This is a genomic window from Streptococcus ovuberis (genome assembly GCF_012396585.1).
Lineage (GTDB): Bacteria > Bacillota > Bacilli > Lactobacillales > Streptococcaceae > Streptococcus > Streptococcus ovuberis.
Genome location: NZ_JAAXPR010000003.1, coordinates 142,292 through 166,736, shown reverse-complemented (window position 1 = coordinate 166,736; position 24,445 = coordinate 142,292). Strand labels below are relative to the sequence as shown.

The 24,445-nt window shown below is 43.3% G+C and carries 24 protein-coding genes, 2 pseudogenes and 1 riboswitch; of the genes and pseudogenes, 22 read left to right on the top strand and 4 right to left on the bottom strand.

Annotated elements, in window-relative coordinates; all coding sequences use genetic code 11:
• The first annotated feature begins 62 nt into the window (after positions 1 to 62).
• The 7 genes from lplA (at position 63) to mnmM (ending at position 5,503) form a co-directional block, all read left to right on the top strand.
• Positions 63 to 1,052 (top strand): lipoate--protein ligase, encoded by a 990-nt coding sequence (lplA, locus tag HF992_RS02985; protein WP_168548570.1) that lies wholly within the window; start codon positions 63 to 65, stop codon positions 1,050 to 1,052.
• Positions 1,053 to 1,574: 522 nt separating this feature from the next.
• Positions 1,575 to 2,255 carry a CPBP family glutamic-type intramembrane protease gene (locus HF992_RS02980; RefSeq protein WP_343032943.1) on the top strand — a complete coding sequence of 227 codons (681 nt, stop codon included), beginning with the start codon at positions 1,575 to 1,577 and terminating at the stop codon, positions 2,253 to 2,255.
• A gap of 53 nt (positions 2,256 to 2,308) precedes the next feature.
• Positions 2,309 to 2,515, top strand: a riboswitch (FMN riboswitch).
• Positions 2,516 to 2,666: 151 nt separating this feature from the next.
• Complete coding sequence (locus tag HF992_RS02975) at positions 2,667 to 3,230, top strand: ECF transporter S component (RefSeq protein ID WP_168548568.1); 564 nt, start codon at positions 2,667 to 2,669, stop codon at positions 3,228 to 3,230.
• The gene (locus HF992_RS02970) at positions 3,220 to 3,876 is read left to right on the top strand and encodes a phosphatase PAP2 family protein (protein WP_168548567.1); all 657 of its coding nucleotides are present in this window, start codon (positions 3,220 to 3,222) and stop codon (positions 3,874 to 3,876) included. Before HF992_RS02975 ends, HF992_RS02970 begins: the two co-directional genes overlap by 11 nt.
• A gap of 5 nt (positions 3,877 to 3,881) precedes the next feature.
• The gene (locus tag HF992_RS02965) at positions 3,882 to 4,316 is read left to right on the top strand and encodes a GNAT family N-acetyltransferase (RefSeq protein WP_168548566.1); all 435 of its coding nucleotides are present in this window, start codon (positions 3,882 to 3,884) and stop codon (positions 4,314 to 4,316) included.
• 71 nt (positions 4,317 to 4,387) lie between these two features.
• Positions 4,388 to 4,837, top strand: a complete 450-nt coding sequence (locus tag HF992_RS02960) for a deoxycytidylate deaminase (RefSeq protein ID WP_210729390.1) — start codon at positions 4,388 to 4,390, stop codon at positions 4,835 to 4,837.
• A gap of 117 nt (positions 4,838 to 4,954) precedes the next feature.
• The gene (gene mnmM, locus HF992_RS02955; protein ID WP_168548609.1) at positions 4,955 to 5,503 is read left to right on the top strand and encodes a tRNA 5-(aminomethyl)-2-thiouridylate-methyltransferase MnmM; all 549 of its coding nucleotides are present in this window, start codon (positions 4,955 to 4,957) and stop codon (positions 5,501 to 5,503) included.
• Between the two features lie 320 nt (positions 5,504 to 5,823).
• Here mnmM and HF992_RS02950 read toward each other — a convergent pair.
• Positions 5,824 to 6,631: pseudogene (locus HF992_RS02950) on the bottom strand (ABC transporter ATP-binding protein).
• Between the two features lie 473 nt (positions 6,632 to 7,104).
• Between HF992_RS02950 and HF992_RS02945 the strand changes: the two are divergent.
• Together HF992_RS02945 and pflA are read left to right on the top strand one after the other, a co-directional pair.
• Positions 7,105 to 8,439, top strand: coding sequence for a hemolysin family protein (locus HF992_RS02945; RefSeq protein WP_168548564.1), 1,335 nt, complete (start codon positions 7,105 to 7,107; stop codon positions 8,437 to 8,439).
• Between the two features lie 72 nt (positions 8,440 to 8,511).
• Entirely contained in the window at positions 8,512 to 9,306 is a 795-nt protein-coding gene (pflA, locus tag HF992_RS02940) for a pyruvate formate-lyase-activating protein (protein ID WP_168548563.1), read from the top strand.
• Between the two features lie 535 nt (positions 9,307 to 9,841).
• Here pflA and HF992_RS02935 read toward each other — a convergent pair.
• Positions 9,842 to 11,536 (bottom strand): M3 family oligoendopeptidase, encoded by a 1,695-nt coding sequence (locus tag HF992_RS02935; protein ID WP_168548562.1) that lies wholly within the window; start codon positions 11,534 to 11,536, stop codon positions 9,842 to 9,844.
• A 168-nt stretch (positions 11,537 to 11,704) separates the two neighbouring features.
• On the opposite strand from HF992_RS02935, the gene HF992_RS02930 reads away from it, so the two are divergent.
• From HF992_RS02930 to HF992_RS02895, 8 genes and pseudogenes are all read left to right on the top strand, one after another.
• Positions 11,705 to 12,091, top strand: coding sequence for a ribosomal maturation YjgA family protein (locus tag HF992_RS02930; protein WP_168548561.1), 387 nt, complete (start codon positions 11,705 to 11,707; stop codon positions 12,089 to 12,091).
• Between the two features lie 89 nt (positions 12,092 to 12,180).
• Complete coding sequence (locus HF992_RS02925) at positions 12,181 to 13,074, top strand: Cof-type HAD-IIB family hydrolase (protein WP_168548560.1); 894 nt, start codon at positions 12,181 to 12,183, stop codon at positions 13,072 to 13,074.
• Entirely contained in the window at positions 13,010 to 13,648 is a 639-nt protein-coding gene (locus HF992_RS02920) for a GDSL-type esterase/lipase family protein (protein ID WP_168548559.1), read from the top strand. The genes HF992_RS02925 and HF992_RS02920 overlap by 65 nt, the downstream gene beginning before the upstream one ends.
• 9 nt (positions 13,649 to 13,657) lie before the next feature.
• Positions 13,658 to 16,270 (top strand): PRD domain-containing protein, encoded by a 2,613-nt coding sequence (locus HF992_RS02915; protein ID WP_168548558.1) that lies wholly within the window; start codon positions 13,658 to 13,660, stop codon positions 16,268 to 16,270.
• Between the two features lie 191 nt (positions 16,271 to 16,461).
• A pseudogene (locus HF992_RS02910) lies at positions 16,462 to 16,725 on the top strand (family 1 glycosylhydrolase); the annotation flags it as partial.
• Between the two features lie 28 nt (positions 16,726 to 16,753).
• Complete coding sequence (locus HF992_RS02905; RefSeq protein WP_168548557.1) at positions 16,754 to 18,055, top strand: PTS sugar transporter subunit IIC; 1,302 nt, start codon at positions 16,754 to 16,756, stop codon at positions 18,053 to 18,055.
• A 22-nt stretch (positions 18,056 to 18,077) separates the two neighbouring features.
• Positions 18,078 to 18,380, top strand: a complete 303-nt coding sequence (locus HF992_RS02900) for a PTS sugar transporter subunit IIB (RefSeq protein ID WP_168548556.1) — start codon at positions 18,078 to 18,080, stop codon at positions 18,378 to 18,380.
• 14 nt (positions 18,381 to 18,394) lie between these two features.
• Positions 18,395 to 18,724, top strand: a complete 330-nt coding sequence (locus tag HF992_RS02895) for a PTS lactose/cellobiose transporter subunit IIA (protein ID WP_168548555.1) — start codon at positions 18,395 to 18,397, stop codon at positions 18,722 to 18,724.
• 73 nt (positions 18,725 to 18,797) lie between these two features.
• Here HF992_RS02895 and HF992_RS02890 read toward each other — a convergent pair whose 3' ends face one another.
• Positions 18,798 to 19,133 carry a winged helix-turn-helix transcriptional regulator gene (locus HF992_RS02890; RefSeq protein ID WP_168548554.1) on the bottom strand — a complete coding sequence of 112 codons (336 nt, stop codon included), beginning with the start codon at positions 19,131 to 19,133 and terminating at the stop codon, positions 18,798 to 18,800.
• A 147-nt stretch (positions 19,134 to 19,280) separates the two neighbouring features.
• On the opposite strand from HF992_RS02890, the gene HF992_RS02885 reads away from it, so the two are divergent.
• Positions 19,281 to 19,670 (top strand): nuclear transport factor 2 family protein, encoded by a 390-nt coding sequence (locus HF992_RS02885; RefSeq protein WP_168548553.1) that lies wholly within the window; start codon positions 19,281 to 19,283, stop codon positions 19,668 to 19,670.
• A 44-nt stretch (positions 19,671 to 19,714) separates the two neighbouring features.
• Here the strand turns inward: HF992_RS02885 and HF992_RS02880 are convergent, their stop codons facing one another.
• Entirely contained in the window at positions 19,715 to 20,494 is a 780-nt protein-coding gene (locus HF992_RS02880) for an MBL fold metallo-hydrolase (protein WP_168548552.1), read from the bottom strand.
• A gap of 113 nt (positions 20,495 to 20,607) precedes the next feature.
• On the opposite strand from HF992_RS02880, the gene HF992_RS02875 reads away from it, so the two are divergent.
• The 4 genes from HF992_RS02875 (at position 20,608) to HF992_RS02860 (ending at position 24,429) form a co-directional block, all read left to right on the top strand.
• Positions 20,608 to 21,027, top strand: a complete 420-nt coding sequence (locus HF992_RS02875; RefSeq protein WP_168548551.1) for an Lrp/AsnC family transcriptional regulator — start codon at positions 20,608 to 20,610, stop codon at positions 21,025 to 21,027.
• A 120-nt stretch (positions 21,028 to 21,147) separates the two neighbouring features.
• Complete coding sequence (locus tag HF992_RS02870; RefSeq protein ID WP_168548550.1) at positions 21,148 to 22,620, top strand: 6-phospho-beta-glucosidase; 1,473 nt, start codon at positions 21,148 to 21,150, stop codon at positions 22,618 to 22,620.
• A gap of 553 nt (positions 22,621 to 23,173) precedes the next feature.
• Positions 23,174 to 23,776, top strand: a complete 603-nt coding sequence (locus HF992_RS02865; RefSeq protein ID WP_210729389.1) for a histidine phosphatase family protein — start codon at positions 23,174 to 23,176, stop codon at positions 23,774 to 23,776.
• A gap of 17 nt (positions 23,777 to 23,793) precedes the next feature.
• The gene (locus tag HF992_RS02860; RefSeq protein ID WP_168548549.1) at positions 23,794 to 24,429 is read left to right on the top strand and encodes a histidine phosphatase family protein; all 636 of its coding nucleotides are present in this window, start codon (positions 23,794 to 23,796) and stop codon (positions 24,427 to 24,429) included.
• Positions 24,430 to 24,445 lie beyond the last annotated feature (16 nt).

Sequence of the window (24,445 nt, the reverse complement as noted above, 5' to 3'; positions counted from 1 at the left end):
AGCCAGAGATTTGGTATAATGAACATAGCGCTTTCAGCGAATTAAATTTTTAGGAGCCCACCATGAAATACATTGTTAATAACTCTAATGACCCAGCCTATAACATTGCCTTGGAATCCTATGCCTTCCGCGAGCTGGTCAATGAAGATGAGATTTTTATCCTGTGGATCAATGAGCCAGCCATCATTATCGGCAAACACCAAAATGCCATTTCTGAGATCAATAAAGAATATACCGACAAACATGGCATCCATGTAGTGCGTCGTCTGTCAGGCGGTGGGGCGGTTTACCATGACCTCAACAACCTCAACTACACCATCATTTCAAATAAGGCAGATGAGGGAGCGTTTGACTTCAAAACCTTCTCTAAGCCTGTGATTGATACACTGGCCAATCTCGGCGTGGAAGCTAATTTCACAGGGCGAAACGACATCGAAATCGATGGCAAAAAAATCTGTGGAAACGCTCAAGCCTATTACAAAGGCCGCATGATGCACCATGGCTGTCTACTGTTTGATGTGGACATGACCGTCCTTGGCGATGCGCTCAAGGTATCGAAGGATAAAATCGAGTCAAAAGGGGTCAAATCGGTTCGTGCCCGCGTGACCAACATCAACAATGAATTGCCAGAAAAGATTACGGTCCAAGAATTCAGCGATGCCATTCTCGCTCAAATGAAAAAAGAATACCCTGAAATGACTGAGTATGTCTTAAACGAAGATGAATTGGCCCGCATCCAAGAAATCCGTGACACCAAATTTGGGACTTGGGAATGGAACTTTGGAGAGACACCGGAGTACACTATTGAGCGTAATGTCCGTTATGATGCAGGGAAAATCACGACCTTTGCCAAGGTTGAAAAATCCATCATTGAGTCCATTAAGATTTATGGGGACTTCTTTGGGATCGGGGATGTAGCAGATGTGGAGCAACTTCTTATCGGAACGCGATATGAGTATACGGATGTTTTAGCGAAGTTGCAAACGATTGATACCAGCCATTACTTCTCACGCATGACGACTGAAGAAGTGGCGAAGGCGATTGTGGCTTAACGTGAAACGCAAAAGAATAGCTTGCCGCTAATTGGTTTTTACCAGTAGCGGTTTTTGAATTGTTGCAAAAAGGATTTGTTGGAAATCACCTTTCAAGGTCCTTCATGACAAAAATCTGTACGGCTTACAGTGATTTCCGAAAAGTGCAAAAGAGATTGCCTGAAAGGAATCGCCAGAGCCTTGGCTCAAAAATGGGAGAGCCAGAGCACGGTTTTAACATACACCGTTGTTTTCTTTCTGTCGCTTTGATGCAGGACAATCAGAGTTTTAGGTCCCAGAAGCTTGACTTCGAAAGACAACTGTAGAGGCTAGTTGTCTCCTACTTTTCTAAAGGCATGAAGGAGAGCATAGATAAAAAACAGATACTCTTTAGGGGATGGAGACAAACGTTTGATATAATGAGGACAGTCCGAACTCTATCGGAAACAAATGAAAAAGTGTTTGAAAGGAAGGTGGAATATAACCTTGGACATGATTAGGAGAAACGAAAAATTAAGGTATTTGAAGTGGTGGGATGTTGTTGTGCTAAGCATCATCCTATTTGGGAAAGCTACTTTAGATTCATTGATGCTCTATTTTTCATTGGATAGTACAAACGTAGCTGAAATGGTAGAATTCACCACTGACCAGAATTGGGCAGCTCTCATTGGGCAGGGGACTCTCTTACTGCTTGCCTTTTTGTATTTGTGGTTACGCCGCTTCGATTTTTCCAGCTGGCCGATGAAGATTACGCCTAAAGCCATTGGCCTAGGGGTCGTGATTTTTGCTGGAGTGTCTTTGATTTTTGATGTGTACTTTATGGTGGCTTATGCCATGTTTCCTCCAGCTGGAGAGGTTATACTTGAAACAGTCTCCCAGGATATTGCGCCAATGCACCCATTTGTAGCGGCTATCTCTAATATTGACCTCTCCTTATTCATTTACTCTTTAATGAATGGATTTTATGAGGAAATTTTCTTCTTGGGAATTTGTTTGAGTGTGGAACCTAAGCACCGTAAACTTATTGTTGTCTATTCCTTGCTCGTGCGCTACGTTTTCCATACTTACCAAGGAAATGTTTCTGCTTTAGCAATTGGTTTCTTATTAGGCCCAATCTTCTATTTCCTCTATACTCGGATGAAGAAGAAGAATCTGGTACCATTCTTCATCGCTCATTCGTTTGGGGATTTGATTGGTGTTGGTCTGCTTAATCTCTTTTTCTAAAAAGAATGCCTAGCCCAAATTCTTGCGGCCTGGGCATTTTTTTGATATGATTAAGGGGTCTTCAGGGCAGGGTGAAATTCCCGACCGGCGGTGACTTTTTTGGGATTCTATTAGGTGGCATTTGGTTTGTCTCAATATCCTTTGAGCAGTATCTTGAATGCTTTAGCCACAATAGTCTCATTTAAAAGAAGTCCGCGAGCGCAAGCTGATGTGGTGTGATTCCACAACCGACAGTAGAGTCTGGATGGGAGAAGACGGAGGCGAATGGCCTTGACTAGAGTGCTTTCTAGTAGCTTTTTGGATTGATAGCTCTGCTATTTTACGGAGAAGCTGTTTAGAACAGACGGACAATGATAGGGCGATGTTGCCTTCGAGGCTTCTTTCGATTTTTAGAAATTGGAGGAAACTTGAATGACACGTACACATAAAATGGCCATTGTTGCCATTCTCTCAGCGCTTTCCTTTTTGCTGATGTTTTTCCAGGTGCCCCTTATACCGGCAGCGGATTTTTTGCAAATGGATTTTTCGATTTTACCAATCTTGGTCGGCTTGGTTGTCTTAGATTGGAAAGCGAGTTTGACTATCTTACTGTTGCGGTCAGCACTGAAGTTGATTTTAAATAGTGCTGGGGTAACGACCTATATCGGCATGCCGATGAATATCTTAGCCTTAGCAGTTATCGTTTTGAGTTTTGCTTGGATTTGGAAGAAAAATCCTAGCCTCAAGTCCTACATCATTGCATCAGTTGTCGCGACTCTAGCGATGACACTAGCAATGTTACTGGCTAACTATGTTTATGCCGTGCCTGTCTATGCAACGTTTGCGAATTTTGACATTAAGGCTATTCTAGGCTTGTCCAATTACCTATTTGCTATGGTGGTTCCCTTCAATCTTTTGCAAGGGGTGCTGACCTGTCTGGCCTTCTTTGGGGTTTATAACCTGATGGGATCTTTATTAAAAACGTATGAAAAATAAACAAGCTTATCTCACTTGGGGCACTGTTGCCCTTTTGTTCTTTGTCATTTTGGGCTATACCATAAAGTTTTACCCAGACCAGATTTCTTTTTTGGATGTTAACCTGCAAAATGGGGTACGAGGGACTCTTCCGGATCTTTTGACACGCTTTTATCGGCAGGTGACGATTTTGGGAAATAGCCCTGTGATTTTGCTTTATACAGCGCTTATGGCATCGTATTTCTACTACCAAAAGAGGTGGAAGGCAGAAGGAGCTTTCTTACTAGGGAATTTAGTCATTCTAGGACTCTTATCCACTCTGTTTAAAATCGTCTATAACCGTCCGAGACCATCCTTGGTTTATTTGATTGAGGATCCGATTGGCGCCTCTTTTCCTAGTTGGCACGCAGCTTCTAGCTTGACTGTGGCAATCACGTTGGCCATTATTTTACAACAGCGGCTAAATCGGGTCTGGTTGAGGCGGGTCTTGCAAGTCGTGCTTCTTTTACTCGCTCTAGTGACGGGTATCTCACGCATCTATCTAGGGGTACACTATCCTAGTGACATCCTAGCAGGTTGGCTCTTGTCTGTAGCAGTAACCCTTATTTTGTTTCCGTTTTATGATCAAAAACGCTTTGAATGGCGATTTAAGAGCAAACAGAGGTGATTCAAATGTGGCAAATGAAACGTTTTGAAGATTTGACGTCCAAAGAACTCCATGCTATTTACAGGCTCAGGGTAGAGGTCTTTGTGGTGGAGCAGGCTTGTGCCTATCAGGAGGTTGATGAGGCGGATCTGATCAGCTGGCACGGTATGTTTTGGGAGGATGATCAGCTTTTAGCTTATTACCGCTTGATTCCTAGAGAGGACGGTATCCATCTGGGACGGGTAGTTGTTGGCAAGACTGCGCGTGGTCGAGGCCTTGGGCGAGATTTGGTGGTTCAAGCCATTTCAGAAGCTAAAAATCTGTTTGGCAATCAGGATCTGCATGCTCAGGCCCAAGCGTATCTCCAAGAATTTTATACAAGCTTTGGCTTTGAACCCATTTCAGATAGTTATTTGGAAGATGGTATTCCCCATCTGGATATGGTGTTGAAGCAGAGATGAGACGAGCCCGCTAGTAAAGAGCGGGCTTTTATGGTATGATAGGGGCATAAAAAATGAAGAAGGAGTCAGTTATGGAGAGGTTATCTTGGCAGGATTATTTTATGGCCAATGCTGAGCTGATTTCAAAGCGTTCAACCTGTGATCGGGCCTTTGTTGGTGCAGTCTTGGTCAAGGATAATCGGATCATTGCGACCGGTTATAATGGAGGGGTTGCTGCGACGGATAACTGTTCAGAAGTTGGCCATTATATGGAAGATGGTCATTGTATTCGTACGGTTCATGCTGAAATGAACGCCTTGATCCAGTGTGCTAAGGAAGGAATATCAACAGATGGAACGGAGATTTATGTGACTCATTTTCCTTGTTTGAACTGTACCAAGGCACTTTTGCAGGCTGGGATCAAAAAGATCACTTATAAAGAAGCTTATCGCAAGCATGGCTTTGCTTTAGAATTGATTGCAGCAAAAGGGGTGGAATTGGTCCAGCATGACATTCCTCACCTAACCTTAGGTGAGGGCTAGAGAAAGGGTGTTGCTTATTTCTCAAACACTAAGAGAGGCAGATGGCGTGTCGATTATTGATTATGGCAAGAGAGACTTCCGGTTGTCTTTTGACTTGTCTACAGAAAAGGAGGAATGATGATTAAACGTCCGATTCAGTTGTCGCATGATTTTTTAGCAGAAGTGCTAGATAAAGAAGCGGTTGCGGTTGATGCAACTATGGGCAATGGTAACGATACAGCCTTTTTAGCTCAGTTAGCCAGAAAGGTTTACGCCTTTGATGTTCAAGAACAGGCTCTAACCAAAACCCAAGAACGGCTAAGTAACCTCGGTTTGAAAAACGCAGAGTTGCTACTAGTCGGTCATGAAAAAGTGGACCAGTACGTGCAGGAGCCGATTCGGGCAGCTATTTTTAACCTGGGTTATTTGCCGAGTGCGGACAAGACGGTTATCACCAAGCCAGATACGACCCTTTCAGCTCTTGAAAAAATCCTTGAAAGGCTGGAGGTTGGAGGTCGGGTGGCGGTAATGATTTACTATGGGCATGCAGGTGGCGATATGGAGAAGGATGCGGTGCTAGCCTTTGTCAAAGCCCTTGACCAAACCCGCTTTACGGGCATGCTTTATCAGCCGCTTAATCAGGTTAATACACCACCTTTTCTAGTCATGTTGGAGAAATTAAAATAAGGGGTACAGATTTGAACGAGGATTCTGCAGTAACCAAGAGATAGGCAGATGGTTTTACGCCGTCATCTCTTTCTCTTTTTAGATTTCTTAATTCCCCTGTGAAATGATACAGTTCCACAAAAGGATTCTGTGGGCTATGGCTTTGTTATGGAGCGACTAAATAGAAATGCAGCAACTCGATCAGATGATTCGGTTCAGGTTGGCTTAGCTAGAGCAGTTAAGGATTACTTCCTCTCATTAGGACCTTTGAAAATGAAAACTCTCCCGTCTTTTAAGAGGCGGGAGAAAAAATAAGACTGAGAGCATTGAGTGTTTACCTGTCAAAGCTCTTTTTCATTATCTTTTAGAAGCGGTTGGATGAAGAGGCGTTCTTGTCCAATGCCTATCAGTTGAACGGCCTGCTCATAGAAATCTCTGAGAATCTTTTCCTGAAAGACCAGCTCTTTGGCCCCTTTGTGCGACGATTTCGCCTTTTTTAAGCAGGAGGATATGGCTGATGGAGGCTGTGATTTCCTCTGCGTGGTGGGTCACGTAAAGAATGGTCGGGGCTTGAGGAAGTTTAGCGATTTGCTCGATCTGACTCAGGAAGGTTTCCCTTGCCAGAAGGTCCAAACCAGAAGTGGCTTCATCTAAAATAAGAAGCTGAGGGTTCTCCATCAAACTGCGGGCGACGAGCAGGATTTGTTTTTCCCCTTGAGAGAGACTCTTGTAGTGGCGTCCGATCAGATGGCTAGCCTTGAGAAAGGTCAGCATATCACAGGCTTGGTCTAGCTCTGCTTGATCATAGGCCTTATAGAGGATGGAAGACTTGTATTTTCCTGTTAAAACAACCTGTTCAGCGAGCATATCGCTGGGAATACGCTCTGCAATAAAGGAGCTGACTAAGCCAATTTTTTGGCGCAAGCTAGTCATATCAGTCTTTCCAAAACGATGGCCTAGGACAGTGATTGTCCCTTGACTAGGCCAGAATTCTCCTGTTAGCATTCTGAGCAGACTTGATTTTCCAGCCCCATTTAAACCTAGAATGGCCCAGTGCTGACCAGGCTTGACTTCCCAGTCTAAGGTTTTCAGTAAATCTTTGCCTTGCTTTTTCAGGCTAACAGCTTGGCATAAAATAATGGAATCCATGGTCATTTTCCTCGCAATCGGTTGTTTCTTTGCTAATTGATTATATCAAACAAAAGGCTATTTGACAGCTGAAAGTGCTGAAACTGAGAGAAAAGTTTCGCGAGAGGTTTTCTTTTTTTGAAGCTTGAAAGTGGCAATTGAAGGGACGCAGTCTGAGACTAGTCGCAGTTAGACGAGACTGGAAACCAGAGGCGAGGCTACCAGACTCTCTTTCAATGGTTAGCGGCTTTTGTCGCTTTCAAGTCTTGTGGACGGCCATCTCTAAAGATTAAAGATAAGGATTACCTGTGACGCCTTCGTTTTTTCCAAAATAGCTTGCGCGTACCCTGGTTTGTTATTTCTATAGAAAGGTATCAAAAATGGATAAGAGGCTAATTGTGCTTCTGTCGTGTGGGAATGCTATTGCATTAGGCAAAACCTAAAAAGTATGTTATAATGGTAGCATTGATTTTACATATAAGGAGATTACTTCCATGGAAGACCCCGGCAGTCAGTCGATTGTGTTGCAGTTTTTACTCTTATTCTTATTGACCCTTTTGAATGCCTTTTTCTCAGCTTCTGAGATGGCCCTGGTTTCGCTCAACCGTAGCCGTGTCAAACAAAAAGCAGAAGAAGGCGAGAAAAAGTATGTCCGCCTGCTCAAGGTCTTGGAAAAGCCAGATAATTTTCTGTCAACGATTCAGGTTGGGATTACGATCATCTCCCTCTTGACAGGGGCGAGCTTGACGGATACCCTGGCTTCAAAGTTTGTTGCCTTGTTTGGTGGTAGCGAGAGTATGAGAGTGTTAGCACAAGTGGCAGCTTTGGCTCTTTTGACTTATATTTCCATCGTTTTTGGGGAGCTTTACCCTAAGCGAATTGCGCTCAATTTGAAGGAAAATCTAGCCGTGATCTCGGCTCCGATTATTCTCTTTTTTGGGAAATTAGTTTCGCCCTTCGTTTGGCTCTTATCAGTTTCGACCAATTTACTGAGTCGTATCACTCCGATGAAATTGGACGATGCGGATGAAAATATGACCCGAGATGAGATTGCTTACATGCTGACCAATTCTGAGCAGACTTTGGAGGCTGAAGAAATCGAGATGCTACAGGGAATTTTCTCCCTGGATGAACTGGTGGCGCGTGAGGTCATGGTACACCGGACAGATGCTTTCATGGTTGATATTAACGATGATACTCAAGATATCATTCGAGATATTCTCAAGCAAATCTATTCTCGTGTGCCGGTTTATGACGACGATAAAGATAAGATAATCGGTATTATTCATACGAAGACCCTTTTATCGGCAGCCTATGAGCAGGGCTTTGGCCAAATTAATTTGCGCAAGCTCCTTCAAGAACCCCTCTTTGTTCCAGAGACGATCTATGTAGATGATTTGTTGCGAGAATTTCGAACCAACCAGAAACAGATGGCTATCCTTTTAGATGAATACGGTGGCGTGGCTGGTCTGGTGACCCTAGAAGACCTTTTAGAGGAGATTGTTGGGGAAATCTACGATGAAACAGATCGCTCCGAGCAGGAAGTTCGAGAAATTGGTGAAAACACCTATATCGTTGAAGGCACGATGACCCTCAATGATTTTAACGAATACTTTGATACAGAACTGGAAAGCGAAGATGTTGACACCATTGCTGGTTTCTATCTGACAGGGATGAGTTCGATTCCAGATCAAAACAGTCGCGAGAGCATTGAGTTGGACAATCACCACAAACACCTCATTCTTACAAATGACAAGGTGAAAGATGGTCGTGTGACCAAGCTGAGACTGGTCATCACTGCTCTTGAAACGGAAGACGAAAAAGACTAGAAAAAAACTAGTCTTTTTTGCTTGAAAATGATATAATGAAAGCAAATAAAACGTTTGCAAGAGGGATGGGGTATGGAAGCAACAATCGATTACGCTCAGGTCAAAGGTTTAGTGCATTCAACAGAGAGTTTTGGCTCTGTGGACGGACCAGGAATTCGGTTTATCGTCTTTATGCAGGGCTGTAAGATGCGTTGCCAATACTGCCATAATCCTGACACCTGGGCCATGAAAAATGACAAGGCTAAGGAGCGGACAGCAGCCGATGTTCTCCAAGAAGCCTTGCGCTATCGCGGTTTTTGGGGGGCTGATGGGGGGATTACTGTTTCAGGTGGTGAGGCGACCCTGCAGATTGATTTTGTGACAGCTCTTTTTACCCTGGCCAAGGAAAAGGGGATTCACACGACCTTGGATACCTGTGCTCTGACCTTTAGCGATACACCAGAATACCTAGAAAAGTATGACCGTCTCATGGCTGTGACGGATCTTGTGCTCTTGGACATCAAAGAAATTAACCCAGCCCAGCACAAGGTGGTGACAGGCCACACCAATGAAACCATCCTTGCCTGCGCCCGTTACCTTTCTAAAATCGGCAAGCCTGTCTGGATTCGCCATGTTTTGGTGCCAGGTTTGACGGATCGGGACGACGACCTCAAGGGCCTTGGAGACTTTGTCAAGGAAAATTTGACCAATGTTGAGCGCTTTGAAGTCTTGCCTTACCACACCATGGGTGAATTCAAGTGGCGAGAGCTGGGCATCAAGTACCCGCTTGAAGGGGTCAAGCCACCGACCAAGGACCGTGTCCAAAATGCCAAAACCCTCATGCAGACCGAAACCTATACCGAGTACCTGGATCGAGTCAGGGGGTAGTTAGCTTTTGAGAAGATGCTTTGGAAAAGTCAAAATCCAGATAAGTTCTCATTCATTACCAGTTTTGGTGCTGTGGCAATGTATCTGAACTCTTTAGTTGCGCGCAACCAACTGCTACCATTGCTTTAGCTTGCAGGAATATTAAACAGATTGGACGTCTTCTGTAAAGTTTGCTAACAGGATTCCTTAAAGATGAATTTGGGAAAAGAGTTAAACCAGAGTCCTAGTTTTGAAAAATATTATTCTAAAAAGACCTAGAATAAACGTTTTTGATAATACGCTTCTAGGTCTTTTGCTATAACTGGAACTTTGTCCAATCCCGTTTCTTACAACAGGAGTTTAGGATACAATGACTGCAAAGAAATTAGCGTCTTGTTGATTTAGTGTAGAACACTTTATTCTTCTGTCTAGTTTAGAGTAACCGATTCAGCCCCAACCAAGATGTTATTCTTGGTTAGGGCTATGAGGTTATTTGACTATGTTCAAGTAGCTAATCATCGGGTTTATGACCAGGTAGCCATTGATTGAATAGCTTTTAAAAAGCTTTCGCCATTTCATCGAGAGAGTTGGCCACTGTTGAGAGGGTTTCTTCGAGGGCGCCTTCTTCAAAAGGCGACCGTAGATTAGCAGCTGCCACGATTTGGAGGAAGGACTTGGTTCCACCGATTTGACAGATTCGCAGGTAGTCTTGCCAAGCAGACGCATCATGATCCACTTGCGTACGTTTCCAAAATTGGAGAGCGCAGACCTGAGCTAAGGTATAGTCAATGTAATAGAAGGGACTAGCGAAGATATGGCCTTGACGGAACCAGAAGATGCCGCGTTCCAGAGCAGCAGAATCTGCGTAGTCCTTGCTGGGCAGATAACGTTTTTCAAGACGGCGCCAGGTTGCTTTACGCTCAGCTGGTGTCATAGTAGGGTTTTCGTAGACCTCATGCTGGAAGTGGTCAACTAAAACGCCATAAGGGAGGAAGAAGAGTGCTCCAGCTAGGTGGCTGAATTTATACTTAGCAACATCATCCTTGAAGAAACGCTCCATCCATGGCCAAGTGATGAATTCCATAGACATGGAGTGGATTTCGCAACTCTCATAAGTTGGCCAAATGCTTTCAGGCGTAGGGATCCAACGAGATTGGAAAACCTGGAAGGCATGGCCAGCCTCATGGGTCAGGACATCAATATCGGCACTGGTGCCGTTGAAGTTAGCAAAGATAAATGGGCTCTTGTAGTCTGGAATATAGGTGCAATAGCCCCCAGTGTCCTTACCATCCTTGGCAAGGAGGTCTAAAAGGTCATTTTCGACCATATAGTCAAAGAATTCGCCTGTTTCAGGAGACAATTCGCGGTACATGGCCTGAGCCGTAGCGACCAAGTCCTCCGGACGCCCTTTTGGAGTGGCATTGCCATCTAAATATTCTAAGCTTAAGTCGTAGTGTTTGAGTTCAGGAATCTTGATACGGTCTGCTTGGTAGGCGCGCAGTTTGTTAACGACTGGAACCACATGTTTCAAAATTTCTTCTCGGTAGGTGGTCACCATATCACGGTCGTAGTCAAAACGGTTCATCATCTTGTAACTGTAGTCAACATAGTCCTTGAAGCCAAGGCTAGTTGCAATGTCATGACGGACCTTGACCAGTTGGTCATAGATACGGTCAAACGCCTCCTCGTTGGTCTCAAAAAAGCTGGTGATGGTGTCAGCTGCTTCCTGACGAGTCTTGCGATCAGCGTCTTGAGCAAATGGTCCCATCTGTGACAGGTTGTAGGTCTGACCTCGGAACTCCATCTGGGCAGTGGCCGTTAGGTTATTGTACTGGTCAACCAATTCATTTTCCTTTTGGAAGAGGGGAATCGCTTCAGCCGAGAAGGTTTGGAGTTGATTTTCAGCCATCAAGAAGAAGGTTTCTGGTAAAAACTCACCCAAATCTTTCCGAAACGGACTATCTAGAGCAGCACGGTAATAATCAGTTGTCAGTTCCCTAAAGAGGGGGGCGTATTCGTTCCAAAAAGCAGTCTCATCGTTGTAGAAGGGGTCCTTCATATCAATTGAGTGACGAATGCTCCAAAGTGTTTGTTGGGTTTCAATGGTGAAGGTGATCGCAGTGATTTCCTTTACCACATCTAGAGCTCGTTCAGCCGTTTCAGCGCTTCTTAATTGTTCTGTCAGATCGGTTAATTGCTTTTTTAGGGCAGGATAGTCTGGGCGACTATACGTGTATTCTTTAAAAGTCATAAGTACTCCTTTGCAGTATTTATTAGCATTTTACCTTTTTTTAGGGCAATTTGCAAATAGAGCTGATGAAGGGATCAGGATAGAGAACGGTGATCAAGGAAAGCAGGTGACATTGGTTTAGAACATTTTACGGATTATTTTGGCTGAATTCTTGTTATAATATGGTGTATGAAGGTTAACTGGAAAAATCGGAGCAATTATAGCTTGCTTTTAGTGATAGTGATTGGTTTAGGGTTGGGATCGCGTAAACTTTCCTTCCTCCCACTAGAAATTGGCGATGGTTTGTGGGCTGTTGCAGTTTATCTAGGTTATAGCCTGCTTTGTCCGCAGTGTCATCGGTATTCTAAATTTTTCTTGGCTTTATTAACGAGTTTTTTGGTGGAATTTAGCCAGCTCCTCCAGTGGAATTGGTTAGTCGTTATCCGTCAAAGTTTCTGGGGGCATTTGCTGCTAGGACAGGGCTTTTTATGGCAGGATCTTTTAGCTTATATTGTAGGATTGCTTATCATGCTTGCTTTAGATGGGTTAATGGTTAAATGGAATAGCGTAGAATAGTACTAGTTTTTAGGAGAATGGCACAAGACTTTTGACTGGATTGCTTGTATCCTATAAAAGAGATCGTAGCGTGTTAGTAGGAGAAGAAAATGGGAATAAAAGCAATTGCAAGCGATTTAGATGGAACCTTGTTAGACGCTTCAGGCAATATTGATCGAGACAGATTTAGCGCGGTGCTCGATGAACTAGACCGCCGAGGCATTCGATTTGTGGCTGCAACAGGCAATAGCATGAACCGGATTGGGATGATTTTTGATGGGTTTACGGACCGCATTTCCTATGTCGCCGAAAATGGTGCCTACGTGCTTGACCAGAATGAAGTCATCGCCCATAAAATGATTGCCCATAGTGATGCCCTGGCTTTTCTGGATTACTTTAGGGACAAGTGGGAGGACTACCGGATCACGGTTACCTACGAGGATGCCATTTACATGGTCAGCGACCAATTTGGGGTTGATGCCTTTAGCCGAATTGCTCCCGAGCAGATGGCTCTTTTTCAGTCCCGCATCCGAAAGATTGATGACTTTGCCCAGCTCCCAGAGGGCACGATTATGAAGCTTGGCATGATTTTGCCAGAGGCAGAGTGTGACGCCATCATGACAGATTTCAACCATCATTTTTCCGGCAATTTAATTGCGACCACTAGCGGATATGGAGCAGTTGACATTATGCCCAAAGGGGTCCATAAGGCTTGGGGCTTGGAGCAGTTGTTGTCACGCTGGGGCATCGCCGCCAGCGAGGTCATGGCCTTTGGGGATGGCGGAAACGACTATGAAATGTTACAATTAGCTCAATACAGTTATGCCATGGACAATGCTCCGGACTTCGTCAAGGCGGCAGCTAAGCATGTGGCACCAAACCATGACAAGCATGGTGTGCTAACGATTATTGAGCAATTCTTAAAAGGAGAGATTCACGATGACGGAGGGGAAGTTATTTACCCAAGCAGAGGAGAAAGCCTTTCGCCAGCTGAGCTTGTCTGAGCAGCAAAAGGTTTTGCTAGCAAAATATCAAGAACGTAACCAGGAGATTCAGGCAGGAGGTATTGTTCTGGCAGGGGATTCTCTCACAGAATTTTTGCCTCATGGCAAGTTGCAGACGGAGCTACCGCTCTACAATCGGGGCATTCGAGGAATCGGCATCGCTTTTTTACGAGAGCATATAAATACTCTGATTTTAGAGGTGAAACCGAGTCAGGTAGTGCTCTTAATAGGAACCAATGACCTTATGTTTGGTATGGCACCAGAACATCTGGCAGAGGAAATCAGTGAGCTTCTCGAAACCATCCAAGCTGAGCTTCCAACTTGCGATATTTACCTGCAAAGCCTTTACCCAAGACTAGATTCTGTCCAATGGGGCCCTGCCTTGATGGATGAGATAGAGATTGCTAATCTTTACCTCCGTAATCTTTCAGGCATCACCTATATTGACATGCACAGCCAACTTGCTATGTCCAATCAACTGTTAAATCCGGACTACACAAGAGATGGTGTCCATCTAACCATGGCAGGTTATCAGGTGGTGCTGGAGACTTTGGGGCAACTATTACAGGCTTAGGAGTAGCAGATGAAGCGAAACAAGGAAATCGTTTATCAGTATTTACAGTCTAATCAAGAGAACTTTGAAGCAGGCTTTACAACAGCTGATTTGGTTGAGCCTCTAGCTATGCAACGTACTAATTTATCTACGATACTGAATCAGCTGGTCTCAGAACACCGATTGACAAAAAAGACAGGGAGACCTGTTCTTTATTTTATCAATCACAAAGGACAAAGTGAAAAAGATAATTCATCTTTCAGGCATGTTATTGGTTCTAAAAAGGGAAGTCTGGAGAATGTTTCAAACTTAGCCAAGGCGGCAATCTTATATCCAGAGAAAAGCCTATCAACCTTGATCACTGGTGAAGAGGGGACTGGGAAAGCATTTCTTGCCAAATCAATGTTTCACTTTGCCAAAGAAAAATCTCTGATTAAGGACGAGGGACAGTTTGTCAAAATTGATTGCAAGAATTTAAGGTTACAAGGGGACTCTTTTGCCTCTATCATTCCTCAATTAAGTGATGTCGCCTCTATCTATAATGTTGACGGAGGGTTGCTTTTTCTCAAACATATTGATCACTTGGACTTAGCGGATCAATCTCAATTGTTTAGTCTTCTGAGTCAGCATAATCGTGATTATTATATTGTTTGCTCTATTTCGTCAACAGTCACTGATGCCTTAAAACAGTATTTATACTCAAAGTTTCCCATAAAATTAGAACTCCCCAGTTTATCGGAACGCCCTCTAAAAGAACGATTAGACTTTATTCAATCCTTTTTCCTTGTCGAAGCTTCACGAATGAAAAGAGAAATTCACATTAATTCAGAAGTCTTAAGATGTTTACTGCTGTATCAATGTGAAGAAAATATTGATCAACTGAAGCGTGATATACAAATAGCATGTGCGAGCGCCTTTATGAGGGAAATGAATCGCTCTAAACCGATTATTAGTGTCTATCTTAGTGATTTTTCAACAGATATTCGAAAAGGTTTTTTGTTTTATGCAAAATGGCGTCAAGAAATAGAGGCAATCATTCCAGATCATTATGCTTATATGTTTTCAAAAGACAATTCATTTTCGAGGAAATTAATCACTGCTAAGAATCACTCAAGTATTTATGAGGCGATTGAAAAAAGAGCTTTCCAATTGCAGAATGAGGGGCTAGATGAGCAGAGTGTCGCAACAATTATAACAGAGTCATTAGAGGAAAACTTGGCACGCTTAACCAACACGATTGAGCCAGAATCGTTTGATAAAACATCCCTTAGTAAGGTTGTACCAGAGTGGCTTATTGGAGCTGTTGAAGAATTATTGCTCCAGCTCGGGCAGGAACTCGGAACAATCTATAGTGTGAGCACGAAACATGCGCTGTGTCTACATCTAGCGGCTATATTGGAGAGAACAACAAGTCCACAGATTTCTTGTGACAAAAAGAAAACGATTAAAGAAGCATACAAAAAAGAATTTGAAGTAGTCACTGAATTTTTAGCTGAATTAGATTTATTAGGAGCCACTCACTCTATCGAAGATGAAGCTTATCTATTGACAATGATTTTAACGCACGAAGCGAAAAATGAGAAAAGAGTTTCCGTTTTGATAGCGATGCATGGTCTAGGGGTGGCCACTTCAATAGCCAAGGTTGTCAATACTTTATCAGCCGGAAATCAGGCTTATGCCTATGATTTAGCATTAGATAAAGACCTAAAAATCGCCTACGATGAGCTGAGTTTGACGATTCAACAAATCGACCAAGGTCGTGGAGTTCTTTTACTTTATGACATGGGCTCTATTAAAACGATGGCTCAAACAATCTCTAAGGAAACAGGTGTCGCTATCCGATTTATTGAAATGCCGGCAACCTTGCTGGCTCTTGAAGCAACTAGACATGCTGATGGCCACGTTTCGTTAGATGAGATGTATCAACAGTTGAAAACCGATTTCAAAGAAAAGGATAGCCATTATCCAGAGACGAGCCATGTCGAGAAGGGCAAGCGTGTCATTTTAACCTTATGTATGACGGGTGAGGGGGCAGCCTTGGCTATGAAACATTACATTGAAAAAAATGCGTCTTTAGACAACACTGAAGTCATTGCTTATGCGATGAGTGATCGGCGTGAATTACTGGCAAAAGTAAAGCAAATTAAGAAGACCAATGAACTGGTATGTATCATTGGAAGTTATGATCCACAATTTATTGGAGTGCCTTTTGTTTCGATTGCTAAACTGTATAATACACCCATAGATCAGTTGGAAGTGGCTATGTACTTAGAGAATCAAATTGATACTGGAAATTCTGTTTTTGATGCCATCTATGATTATCTCAAAGAGCAACAACCAAACCTCGATATTGTGAGTCTGAAAAAGTATTTACCAAAAGCGATTCGAAAAATTAAACGATTAGATGGTCAGTTAGCCGTAGAGCAAGAGGTTGGGCTATTTGTCCACACAGCTTGTTTAATTAGCCGATTGCAGATGGATGGAGAAGTGCCAAAGAATGCCAATCGGGATAAAATTATTATGTCACATAAGCGCCTGTATTACCAATTGAAAGACATTTTTCTTCCAATTGAGGAGGAATTTATGATTGAATTCCCAGATGATGAATATGCGAATATGATCAGTATTATCAAAGAAATTTAGTGTATCAATTTTTATCAAGTGTATAACTCCAAAAGCTTTTTTTCAATCGTTTAAGATTGGAAAAAAGCTTTTTTAAATCAAAAATGTCAAGAAGTGTATAAATTGATGCGGAAGTGTATCAAAAATCAGTTGTAAGCGCTTAGAAAACGATTTGTTTATTTCTCTTTTCCATTGTATAGTAGAACCATGAAGACAAGTTACCTATAGCAAATAAAGGAGGTCATATTGAAGCGAGGTCAGAAACCATCAATACAGATGGTGTGGATTTAATCGGCTATACGCCATGGGGATGTATTGATCTGGTATCAGCTGATACTGGAGAAATGCGTAAACGTTACGGCATGATCTATGTTGATCGTGATGACACTGGTGCAGGAAGCTTAAAGAGAAGCAAAAAAGATAGTTTTTACTGGTATCAAAAAGTCATCCAAACGAATGGGAAAGATTTATCATAAACCATAAAAAATTTTGGAGGAAACAAACATGTCATTTATGGATAAACTTCAAGCTGGGCTTGATAAGATGATGGGCCCCTTGGCTCAAAAACTGAGTGATAGTAAAATCATCACCGCTCTTACAGCTGGCATGATGAGTACTATGCCGATTACACTGGGGGTGGCAGGATTTGCTATCCTTGCCAACCTGCCACTTCCATTCTGGCAAAACTTTTTAGCCAGTTCTGGTATGGGAGCGCATATGCTAGATATTGTTGCAGCGACGACAAGTATGTTGGCTATTTATATCGCTCCTGTTGTTGCTTATCACTATGCCAAAAATCAAGGCGAAAATGGGCTCACTGCAGCTTTATTAGCACTGGCGGCCTTTGTTGTCCTGATGCCACAAACTATTCAAGCTGGGGACACACCAATAGCAGCCCTCTTGTCTAGCAATCTCGGGTCAAATGGTATCTTTGTATCCATGATTGTATCTGTCTTGATGGGAATGTCTTATGCTTGGTTAATGAAGAAAAACATTAAACTGAAATTGCCTAATTCAGTTCCACCGAATGTGTCTCAATCGCTTAGCCCAACCTTTGTCGCTATGATTCTCTTCTTTGGTGTTTTCGTAGTCCGTTATCTGGCAGGTTTGACTCCGTATGGAGATGTCTTTAATTTGATTAATACCCTAGTGGCGCAACCAGTGATGCTATTTGGCTCATCCCCTTGGGCTTTGATTTTATTCTTAACCTTTGTTAACATTTGCTGGTTCTTTGGGATTCACCCAGCTTCCCTACTCAGTGTTTATATGCCAGTCCTAATGGCTGCTGGTACAGCTAATACAGAAGCATTCTTAGCAGGTACACCATCCTCAGAATTACCTTTCTTAGCCTTTGGCCTAATGTACGGCTTTTGTTATATTGGTGGTACAGGAAATACCCTTTCTCTAGCTCTTCTTATGTTTACGGCTAAATCAGAACGTTATAAAGCTTTGCGGAAGGTAGCGGTGATTCCAAATATCTTTAACATCAACGAACCCATGATTTTCGGGATGCCAATCATGCTCAATCCAATCTATTTTATTCCAATGATTTTAACTGGTCTTGCCGGTGGGGCGTTCGGGATGTTTGCGGTCAATGTGCTAGGTGTTGGTAGTTCCTTTAACCCGACGATTTCGTTACCGTGGGTAATGCCTCCCTTTATCGGACCGTTTATTACTGGTGGGATTAAATTAGGATTAGCGATTATTGCTACTTTAGCGATCCAATGTGTGGTATGGTATCCATTCTTTGTCATGGGAGACCGTAAAGCGCTCGAAGAAGAAAAAGCTATCGCAACTACAATTTAACAAGAAAACGAGGTAACATAAAATGAGAAAAATTTTATTGGTTTGTAATGCAGGCATGTCTACTAGTTTGTTGATGAACAAGATGAGAGAGTATGCGGCATCGATTGGTTATGAGATTGAAGTCAATGCGCATCCCGTAGCTGAGGCTGGTGATAAGGGCGTAGATGCAGACGTGATTCTCTTAGGTCCACAAGTTCGATTTAAATTGCAATCCGTTAAAGACTTGTTCCCGCAAAAACCTGTTGAAACCATTGATATGATGGCCTATGGTACCATGGATGGTGCCAAGGTAGTCAATCATGTGAAACAATTGTTAGGTGATTGAAGGAGAGTGTGAATATGGAGGGCATTGAATTAGTAGCGTTTCAGATTATTGCATCTGTTGGGAGCGCTCGTTCGTCATACATAGAAGCAATCCAGGCTGCTAAGCAAGGCCAGATTGATCGCGCAAAAGAACTGATAGCAGATGGTGAAAAACAGTTTATCCAAGGGCATCATGCGCATGCAAGCTTGATTCAAAAAGAAGCATCCAATGAATCTGTGACATTGAACTTGATTCTGATGCATGCAGAAGACCAATTGATGAGTGCTGAAGGTTTTAAAACGATTGCCGAAGAATTTATTGATGTTTACGAGCGATTTGAAAAGTTGGAACAAAAAGTTCTTTAAACGATAACCCCCATTAAGCTTGTTTGATTGGCTTAATGGGGGGGGTAAGATTTCTTATCATATTCTCTTCTTATCATTCTTCTGTCTGTATGATATTTTGAATATAGTCTTGGCCAAAGCTTTCAATGCTGTCAAGAACTGCCTGAAATTTTTTCCCTTGCTCACTAAGGCTGTATTCAACCTTGGGTGGGATTTGTGGGTAGACGGTGCGAATGATAAGTTTATCCTTTTCCAGTTGGCGGAGTTGTCTGGTCAGGGCTGGCTGGGTGATTTCAGGCAAGAGCCGTTGCAATTCATTGAATCGTTTGGTCCCTGTACTTAGCTGGTATAGGACCACAATGGCCCATTTGCCAGTTAAGATTCGCTGGGTGGTCGCAAAGGGGCATTTGGCGTAGACAGATGGTTTCATTTTTTTCTCCTTGTTTCATCCTTATGCAACTGTTTTTGTTCCTATAATACGGTAATTTTTGTACTTGTTTTACTATTTTTACCTGATAAAATAGTAGCATAGGTCAAGGGTCCTGACAAGGCCGTTGCTAAAGAAAAGGAGAATATTATGTCACAAGAAACACTTGCAGTCTTTCACAAGTACAACGATGCCCTTAGGAAAGGGGATTTCCCAGCAGTTTTTGCCACAATGGCAGACGATATTATTTGGCACCAACCTGGACAGCACAGTACTTCAGGAACAGTAGTAGGCAAAGAAAAACTTGGCCAACACCTGGCTCAATTTTCAGTCGTGACTAACGGCACTTTCAAGGTCTTGGTCAACTGGGTATCTGATAATAGGAACTTGGTCGCAGCCAATGTTACCTTTTTAGGGGAAAAAGATGGCCAAAAATTAGACATGAATGGGATTGATTTATTCCGTATTGAGGACGGTCTCATCCGAGAAGTCTGGCTCTTTTCAAGCCAGCAAGACCTAGAAGATGCCTTCTGGGGTTGATAAAAAAACGGTCGGGTAGTTTTTTACCTGACCGTTTTTCTTATTTAGAAATCATAAGCTTCACCGTCTGCTGGGATGTGAAGACGTTTTGAAAACCCTTCGTTTTCTGCAAATGTGCGTAAGTCTTTACGGGAAAGGACCCAGTGGTTGACAGCTTCCATATGGACTGCGACTAGTTCAGCGTCCGTATGCTGAGCGACTGCCTGCACATCTTGCGCATCCATCACAATCTTACCGGTCGGCAGAAGGGCATTGGCACCAGCGTTTAGGACAATCACGTCTGGCTGGTAGGTGTCAATAGCTGTTTGAACGTGATCGTTCCAGACTGTATCGCCAGCGATATAGAGGATCTTTTCGTCAGCCGCTTGGAAGACCACGCCTGAGACAGAGCCGATCGCTTCTCGCAATGGTTCTGGTAAGAGGTGGAGGTTTTTTCCGTGTTCCCCATCTGTCTTATGCAGACGGATGCCTTCAAAGAAGGTGTCTGTTTTGAGGACACGGACATCTGTGAAACCAGCTTCTCCAACAATAGAAGCGTCCGCCTCGTTTTGAACAAAGAGAGGCAGATCTTTGGCTAAGGTCTCAGCTGCAACAGCATCCCAATGGTCGGCATGTAGATGAGTCACAATAACTGCATCGATACCAGCTATGACTGCATCTAGAGATAGGGGCAAGTCGATTAAGGGGTTATTTTCTGTATTGCCTGTAACGGCACCCTCAAAGGCAGGATAGCTCCCTTTTGGTGCAAGGAAAGGGTCAATCAAGAACGTTTTCCCAGCATAAGTCAGACGAGCAGTAGATTGGCGAATGTGTTGAAATTTCATAACAGTCTTGTCCTTTCAAAAATAATAGGACTATGATACACTAAAAGCAGAGGAAAATACAGATATTTTCGAAAGTCTTTAGGCCTCAAAACTTTCATTTAGAAAGAGATAGCATGTTAGATCATATAGATAAGCAGATTATAAAATTATTAAAAGAGAATAGTCGGCTCAGGGTCAGCGAATTGGCTCAGCAAGTTCATTTAACGGCGCCTGCTGTTTCAGCTCGCCTTCAAAAATTAGAGGACAAGGGCATCATAAAAAGTTATACGGTTGAGATAGACCGGAGTCAATTTGGTTGTCCAGTCCATGTGGTGGTTACAGTTACTCTTAAGGAGCCCAATCATGCAGCCTATCAAGCCTATATCGGACAATATCAGTCTCAAGTTGGCTTTCATTATCGCACAGCTGGAATGGGTTGCTATCTGTTAGAAGTATTCTTTGAGGACAATCAAGCGTTATCGGATTTTCTGGATGGCTTAGAAACTTATGCCGGTTATCAGATTTCGAGTGTTGTCAATGTTGTTGAATTATGAAAGTTCCTTCACGGGAATTTTTTTCCAAGAATAATACTATTTTTTAAAAGAATAACACAGGAACACCTTTGCAAGTAATGCTATACTATGGTTATGAAAAATAATGAGTGAGGTATTATCATGACAAAACAATTTCCAGAAGGTTTTCTTTGGGGTGGTGCGACCGCTGCTAACCAATTTGAAGGTGGCTTTGGCCAAGGTGGCCGTGGTTTTGCGACTTCTGATACGGCTCGCGCTGTGTCTCCAGAGGAGCGTAAGACCATGGGTGGTGAATTTACCACTCCGATGAACCTTGAAAAATTGAAATTCGCGATGGAGGACACAGAAGGTCTTTATCCAAAACGTTGGGGCTCTGATTTTTACAACCGTTACAAGGAAGATATCGCCCTTTATGCAGAGATGGGCTTTAAAACCTTCCGTTTATCCATTGCTTGGCCACGCATTTTTCCAAAAGGTGATGAGTTGGAACCAAATGAAGAGGGATTGGCCTTTTATGATAAGGTGTTTGATGAGTTGAACAAATACGGGATTGAGCCTCTCGTGACCCTTTCTCACTATGAGTTCCCTGTTCACTTGGTGACCGAGTACGGTGGTTGGAAGAACCGCAAGGTGGTTGAATTTTTTGTCCGTTACGCAGAAACTGTCTTTAACCGCTATAAGGGCAAAGTCAAATACTGGTTGACTTTTAATGAGATTAATATTCTTGGGATGACAGGTTACTTGTCTGGTGGTTTGCTTTTCGAGGATGGGAAACTCCATTTGGATGAGATGTATCAAGCTGTTCACCATCAATTCATCGCGTCAGCTTTGGCAACCAAGGTAGCCCATGAAATTGACCCAGAAAACAAGGTTGGCATGATGTTGGCGCGTATGGAAGCTTACGCAGCGACTTGTCATCCAGATGATGTGCTCAATGCCCTCCAAAAAGATCAGTCCAATCTCTTTTATTCGGATGTTCAAGTACGTGGCAAGTACCCTCGTTACATGAAACGCTTCTTTAAGGAAAATAATATCGAGCTTGTCTTTGAACCAGGTGATGAAGCGATTTTGGCTCAGTATCCGGTTGACTTTATGAGCTTTTCTTACTATATGACCTCTGTGACCCGTCATCCTAACAACCAGACGGATGAGCAAAAGACAGCTGGTAACTTGATTCTAGGCGAAGCGAATCCTTATTTGGAAGCTTCTGACTGGGGCTGGCAGATTGATCCTGTTGGATTGCGAATCACCCTCAATAAGCTCTACGACCGCTATCAAGTTCCACTCTTCATTGTGGAAAATGGTCTTGGAGCGCTTGATACAGTAGAGGCAGATGGTTCTATCCACGATAGTTATCGGATTGACTACCTCGAAAAACATGTCAAGCAGATGTATGAAGCCATTGAAGACGGGGTAGAACTCATGGGATATACTTGGTGGGGCTGCACGGACTTGGTGTCCGCATCGACCTCTGAAATGTCTAAGCGCTATGGCTTTGTCTATGTGGATGCGGATGACCAAGGAAACGGTAGCTTTGACCGTTCACGTAAGGATTCCTTCTTCTATTATAAGGATCTTATCGCAAGCAATGCTGCCAATATTCTAAACGATTAGTCAAGATAGAGGTTGGGAATAGTCCTGACCTCTCTTGAGCATGGTGTCAAAAACTGTGAAAGTTAGAAAAGAGATGTCTTTTAAACTGGTTAAGGCTTGAGCTCCGAAAAGACTCTACTCCTAAGGGAGGGCACTGAAAAAGTCTAAATAGCAAAAATGATTATCATAAAAAACGAATAATGATATCTAGTTACTGAACACTTTTTATCATTCATTTTATGGAAAGAAACCACTATTGTCTGTCCAATTTCTAATGAGACTCACTTTTTCAGTGGGCTCCTCCTAAGGATGGTTCTTTTCAGCTCCTTTAGCCAAATGGGAAGCAGAATCCCCCAAAAAATTGGAGCGTCTGATTGGCAGTGCTTGGCCTTAATGGCTCAGATTGGAATAGCTGTTTATAGCTGTTTTGGCCTTGACAGCTACAAGGGAGATTCTTTTGAAACGGGCTTGGTCCCGGCAAGGGTGGATCAAATAAGGAAAGATTCTCCCCTATATTATAGATAAATCAATGGGTTGTGGTCCGACAGCCACAAGTCAGACAAAAGGAGATAACATGACACGAAAACTTTATATGATGCGTCACGGAGAAACCTTATTTAATACCCAGAAGCGGGTTCAGGGGTGGTCAGATTCGCCCTTGACTGAGCTTGGCATAGCTCAGGCAGAAGCGGCTGGTCGCTATTTTAGGGAGCGAGGGATTTCCTTTGAAGCCGTCTACTCCTCAACTCAGGAGCGGGCAGTGGACACTGCTAAGCTGGTCGCTCAGACCGACCAAGTCTGTCAACTCAAGGGAATCAAGGAAATGAACTTTGGGAGTTTTGAAGCACAGCCAGAGCATCTCCTTCCTAAATCTCACCCTGGTGCCAAGTCTTTTGAAGATTTATTAGTCCCCTATGGGGGTGAGGACCTCCGAGAGGTTGGTAAACGCGTCAAGGCCAGTATGGATGATGTCTTGGCAAATACTTCTGCTCAGACCATCCTCATGGTCAGCCACGGTGCAGCCATGTGGGGCCTTGTCCAGTATGCCATCGAAGAAGCTTTTCCAATGGGGATTTACTTTAGTAACTGCAGTATCTGTGAATTTGCCCTTGAGGGGGCGAGATTAGTTCTCAAGGCAGTCATCAATCCGCTGACTGGGGATGTTGTCACGATTTAAAAAGGAGTGTATGGTTTATGGTAACAACGAAATTGTATCTCATGCGTCATGGTCAGACCCGTTTTAATGCGCAGAGCCGCATCCAAGGGGCATCTGATTCGCCCTTGACAGCCTTAGGAATTGAGCAGGCTCAGGCGGCACGAGCCTATTTTGAGGCTAAAGGGATTTCTTTTGACCGCGTTTACTGCTCAACCCAGGAGCGGGCCTGCGATACTGCTGAGCTCGTTAGCGGTCGGACTGATTATATTCGACTCAAGGGACTAAAGGAGATTGACTTTGGTGCTTTTGAGGGTCAGCAAGAATTTCTCAATCCTCCTTTGGATCCGAAAGTCGGCTATGGTGATTACTTTGTCACTTATGGAGGTGAGGCATCCTCAGCTGTTCAAAAACGGATGAAGGAGACGGTGACGGCTATTCTTGAAGAGAACCTTGGTCAAACACTTTTGGCTGTCAGTCACGGTGGTGCCATTGCCTTATTTTATCGTGGGGTATTAGAACGTTTTCCCCGTGTCCGTATGCGCAATTGTGCCATTTTGGAGTTTACTTATGAAGATGGTGTCTATGATCTCCTGTCAATCTATGACCCAGTTAATGATCTTCTGCTTTATGATCAGAAAGAAGGAACTCATCCTGAAGCACATCTACGTACGTAACCAGTGAGAGATATTC

What these genes read in the sequence shown, in the direction of transcription:
- HF992_RS02925 (WP_168548560.1), top strand. Translation starts at nt 12,181, where the DNA reads ATGGGAATAAAAGCAATTGCAAGCGATTTAGATGGAACCTTGTTAGAC.
- HF992_RS02970 (WP_168548567.1), top strand. Translation starts at nt 3,220, where the DNA reads ATGAAAAATAAACAAGCTTATCTCACTTGGGGCACTGTTGCCCTTTTG.
- HF992_RS02975 (WP_168548568.1), top strand. Translation starts at nt 2,667, where the DNA reads ATGACACGTACACATAAAATGGCCATTGTTGCCATTCTCTCAGCGCTT.
- HF992_RS02865 (WP_210729389.1), top strand. Translation starts at nt 23,174, where the DNA reads ATGACACGAAAACTTTATATGATGCGTCACGGAGAAACCTTATTTAAT.
- lplA (WP_168548570.1), top strand. Translation starts at nt 63, where the DNA reads ATGAAATACATTGTTAATAACTCTAATGACCCAGCCTATAACATTGCC.
- HF992_RS02870 (WP_168548550.1), top strand. Translation starts at nt 21,148, where the DNA reads ATGACAAAACAATTTCCAGAAGGTTTTCTTTGGGGTGGTGCGACCGCT.
- HF992_RS02965 (WP_168548566.1), top strand. Translation starts at nt 3,882, where the DNA reads ATGTGGCAAATGAAACGTTTTGAAGATTTGACGTCCAAAGAACTCCAT.
- HF992_RS02930 (WP_168548561.1), top strand. Translation starts at nt 11,705, where the DNA reads ATGAAGGTTAACTGGAAAAATCGGAGCAATTATAGCTTGCTTTTAGTG.
- HF992_RS02895 (WP_168548555.1), top strand. Translation starts at nt 18,395, where the DNA reads ATGGAGGGCATTGAATTAGTAGCGTTTCAGATTATTGCATCTGTTGGG.
- HF992_RS02960 (WP_210729390.1), top strand. Translation starts at nt 4,388, where the DNA reads ATGGAGAGGTTATCTTGGCAGGATTATTTTATGGCCAATGCTGAGCTG.
- HF992_RS02875 (WP_168548551.1), top strand. Translation starts at nt 20,608, where the DNA reads ATGTTAGATCATATAGATAAGCAGATTATAAAATTATTAAAAGAGAAT.
- HF992_RS02945 (WP_168548564.1), top strand. Translation starts at nt 7,105, where the DNA reads ATGGAAGACCCCGGCAGTCAGTCGATTGTGTTGCAGTTTTTACTCTTA.
- HF992_RS02860 (WP_168548549.1), top strand. Translation starts at nt 23,794, where the DNA reads ATGGTAACAACGAAATTGTATCTCATGCGTCATGGTCAGACCCGTTTT.
- pflA (WP_168548563.1), top strand. Translation starts at nt 8,512, where the DNA reads ATGGAAGCAACAATCGATTACGCTCAGGTCAAAGGTTTAGTGCATTCA.
- HF992_RS02935 (WP_168548562.1), bottom strand. Translation starts at nt 11,536, where the DNA reads ATGACTTTTAAAGAATACACGTATAGTCGCCCAGACTATCCTGCCCTA.
- mnmM (WP_168548609.1), top strand. Translation starts at nt 4,955, where the DNA reads ATGATTAAACGTCCGATTCAGTTGTCGCATGATTTTTTAGCAGAAGTG.
- HF992_RS02890 (WP_168548554.1), bottom strand. Translation starts at nt 19,133, where the DNA reads ATGAAACCATCTGTCTACGCCAAATGCCCCTTTGCGACCACCCAGCGA.
- HF992_RS02880 (WP_168548552.1), bottom strand. Translation starts at nt 20,494, where the DNA reads ATGAAATTTCAACACATTCGCCAATCTACTGCTCGTCTGACTTATGCT.
- HF992_RS02885 (WP_168548553.1), top strand. Translation starts at nt 19,281, where the DNA reads ATGTCACAAGAAACACTTGCAGTCTTTCACAAGTACAACGATGCCCTT.
- HF992_RS02920 (WP_168548559.1), top strand. Translation starts at nt 13,010, where the DNA reads ATGACGGAGGGGAAGTTATTTACCCAAGCAGAGGAGAAAGCCTTTCGC.
- HF992_RS02915 (WP_168548558.1), top strand. Translation starts at nt 13,658, where the DNA reads ATGAAGCGAAACAAGGAAATCGTTTATCAGTATTTACAGTCTAATCAA.
- HF992_RS02900 (WP_168548556.1), top strand. Translation starts at nt 18,078, where the DNA reads ATGAGAAAAATTTTATTGGTTTGTAATGCAGGCATGTCTACTAGTTTG.
- HF992_RS02905 (WP_168548557.1), top strand. Translation starts at nt 16,754, where the DNA reads ATGTCATTTATGGATAAACTTCAAGCTGGGCTTGATAAGATGATGGGC.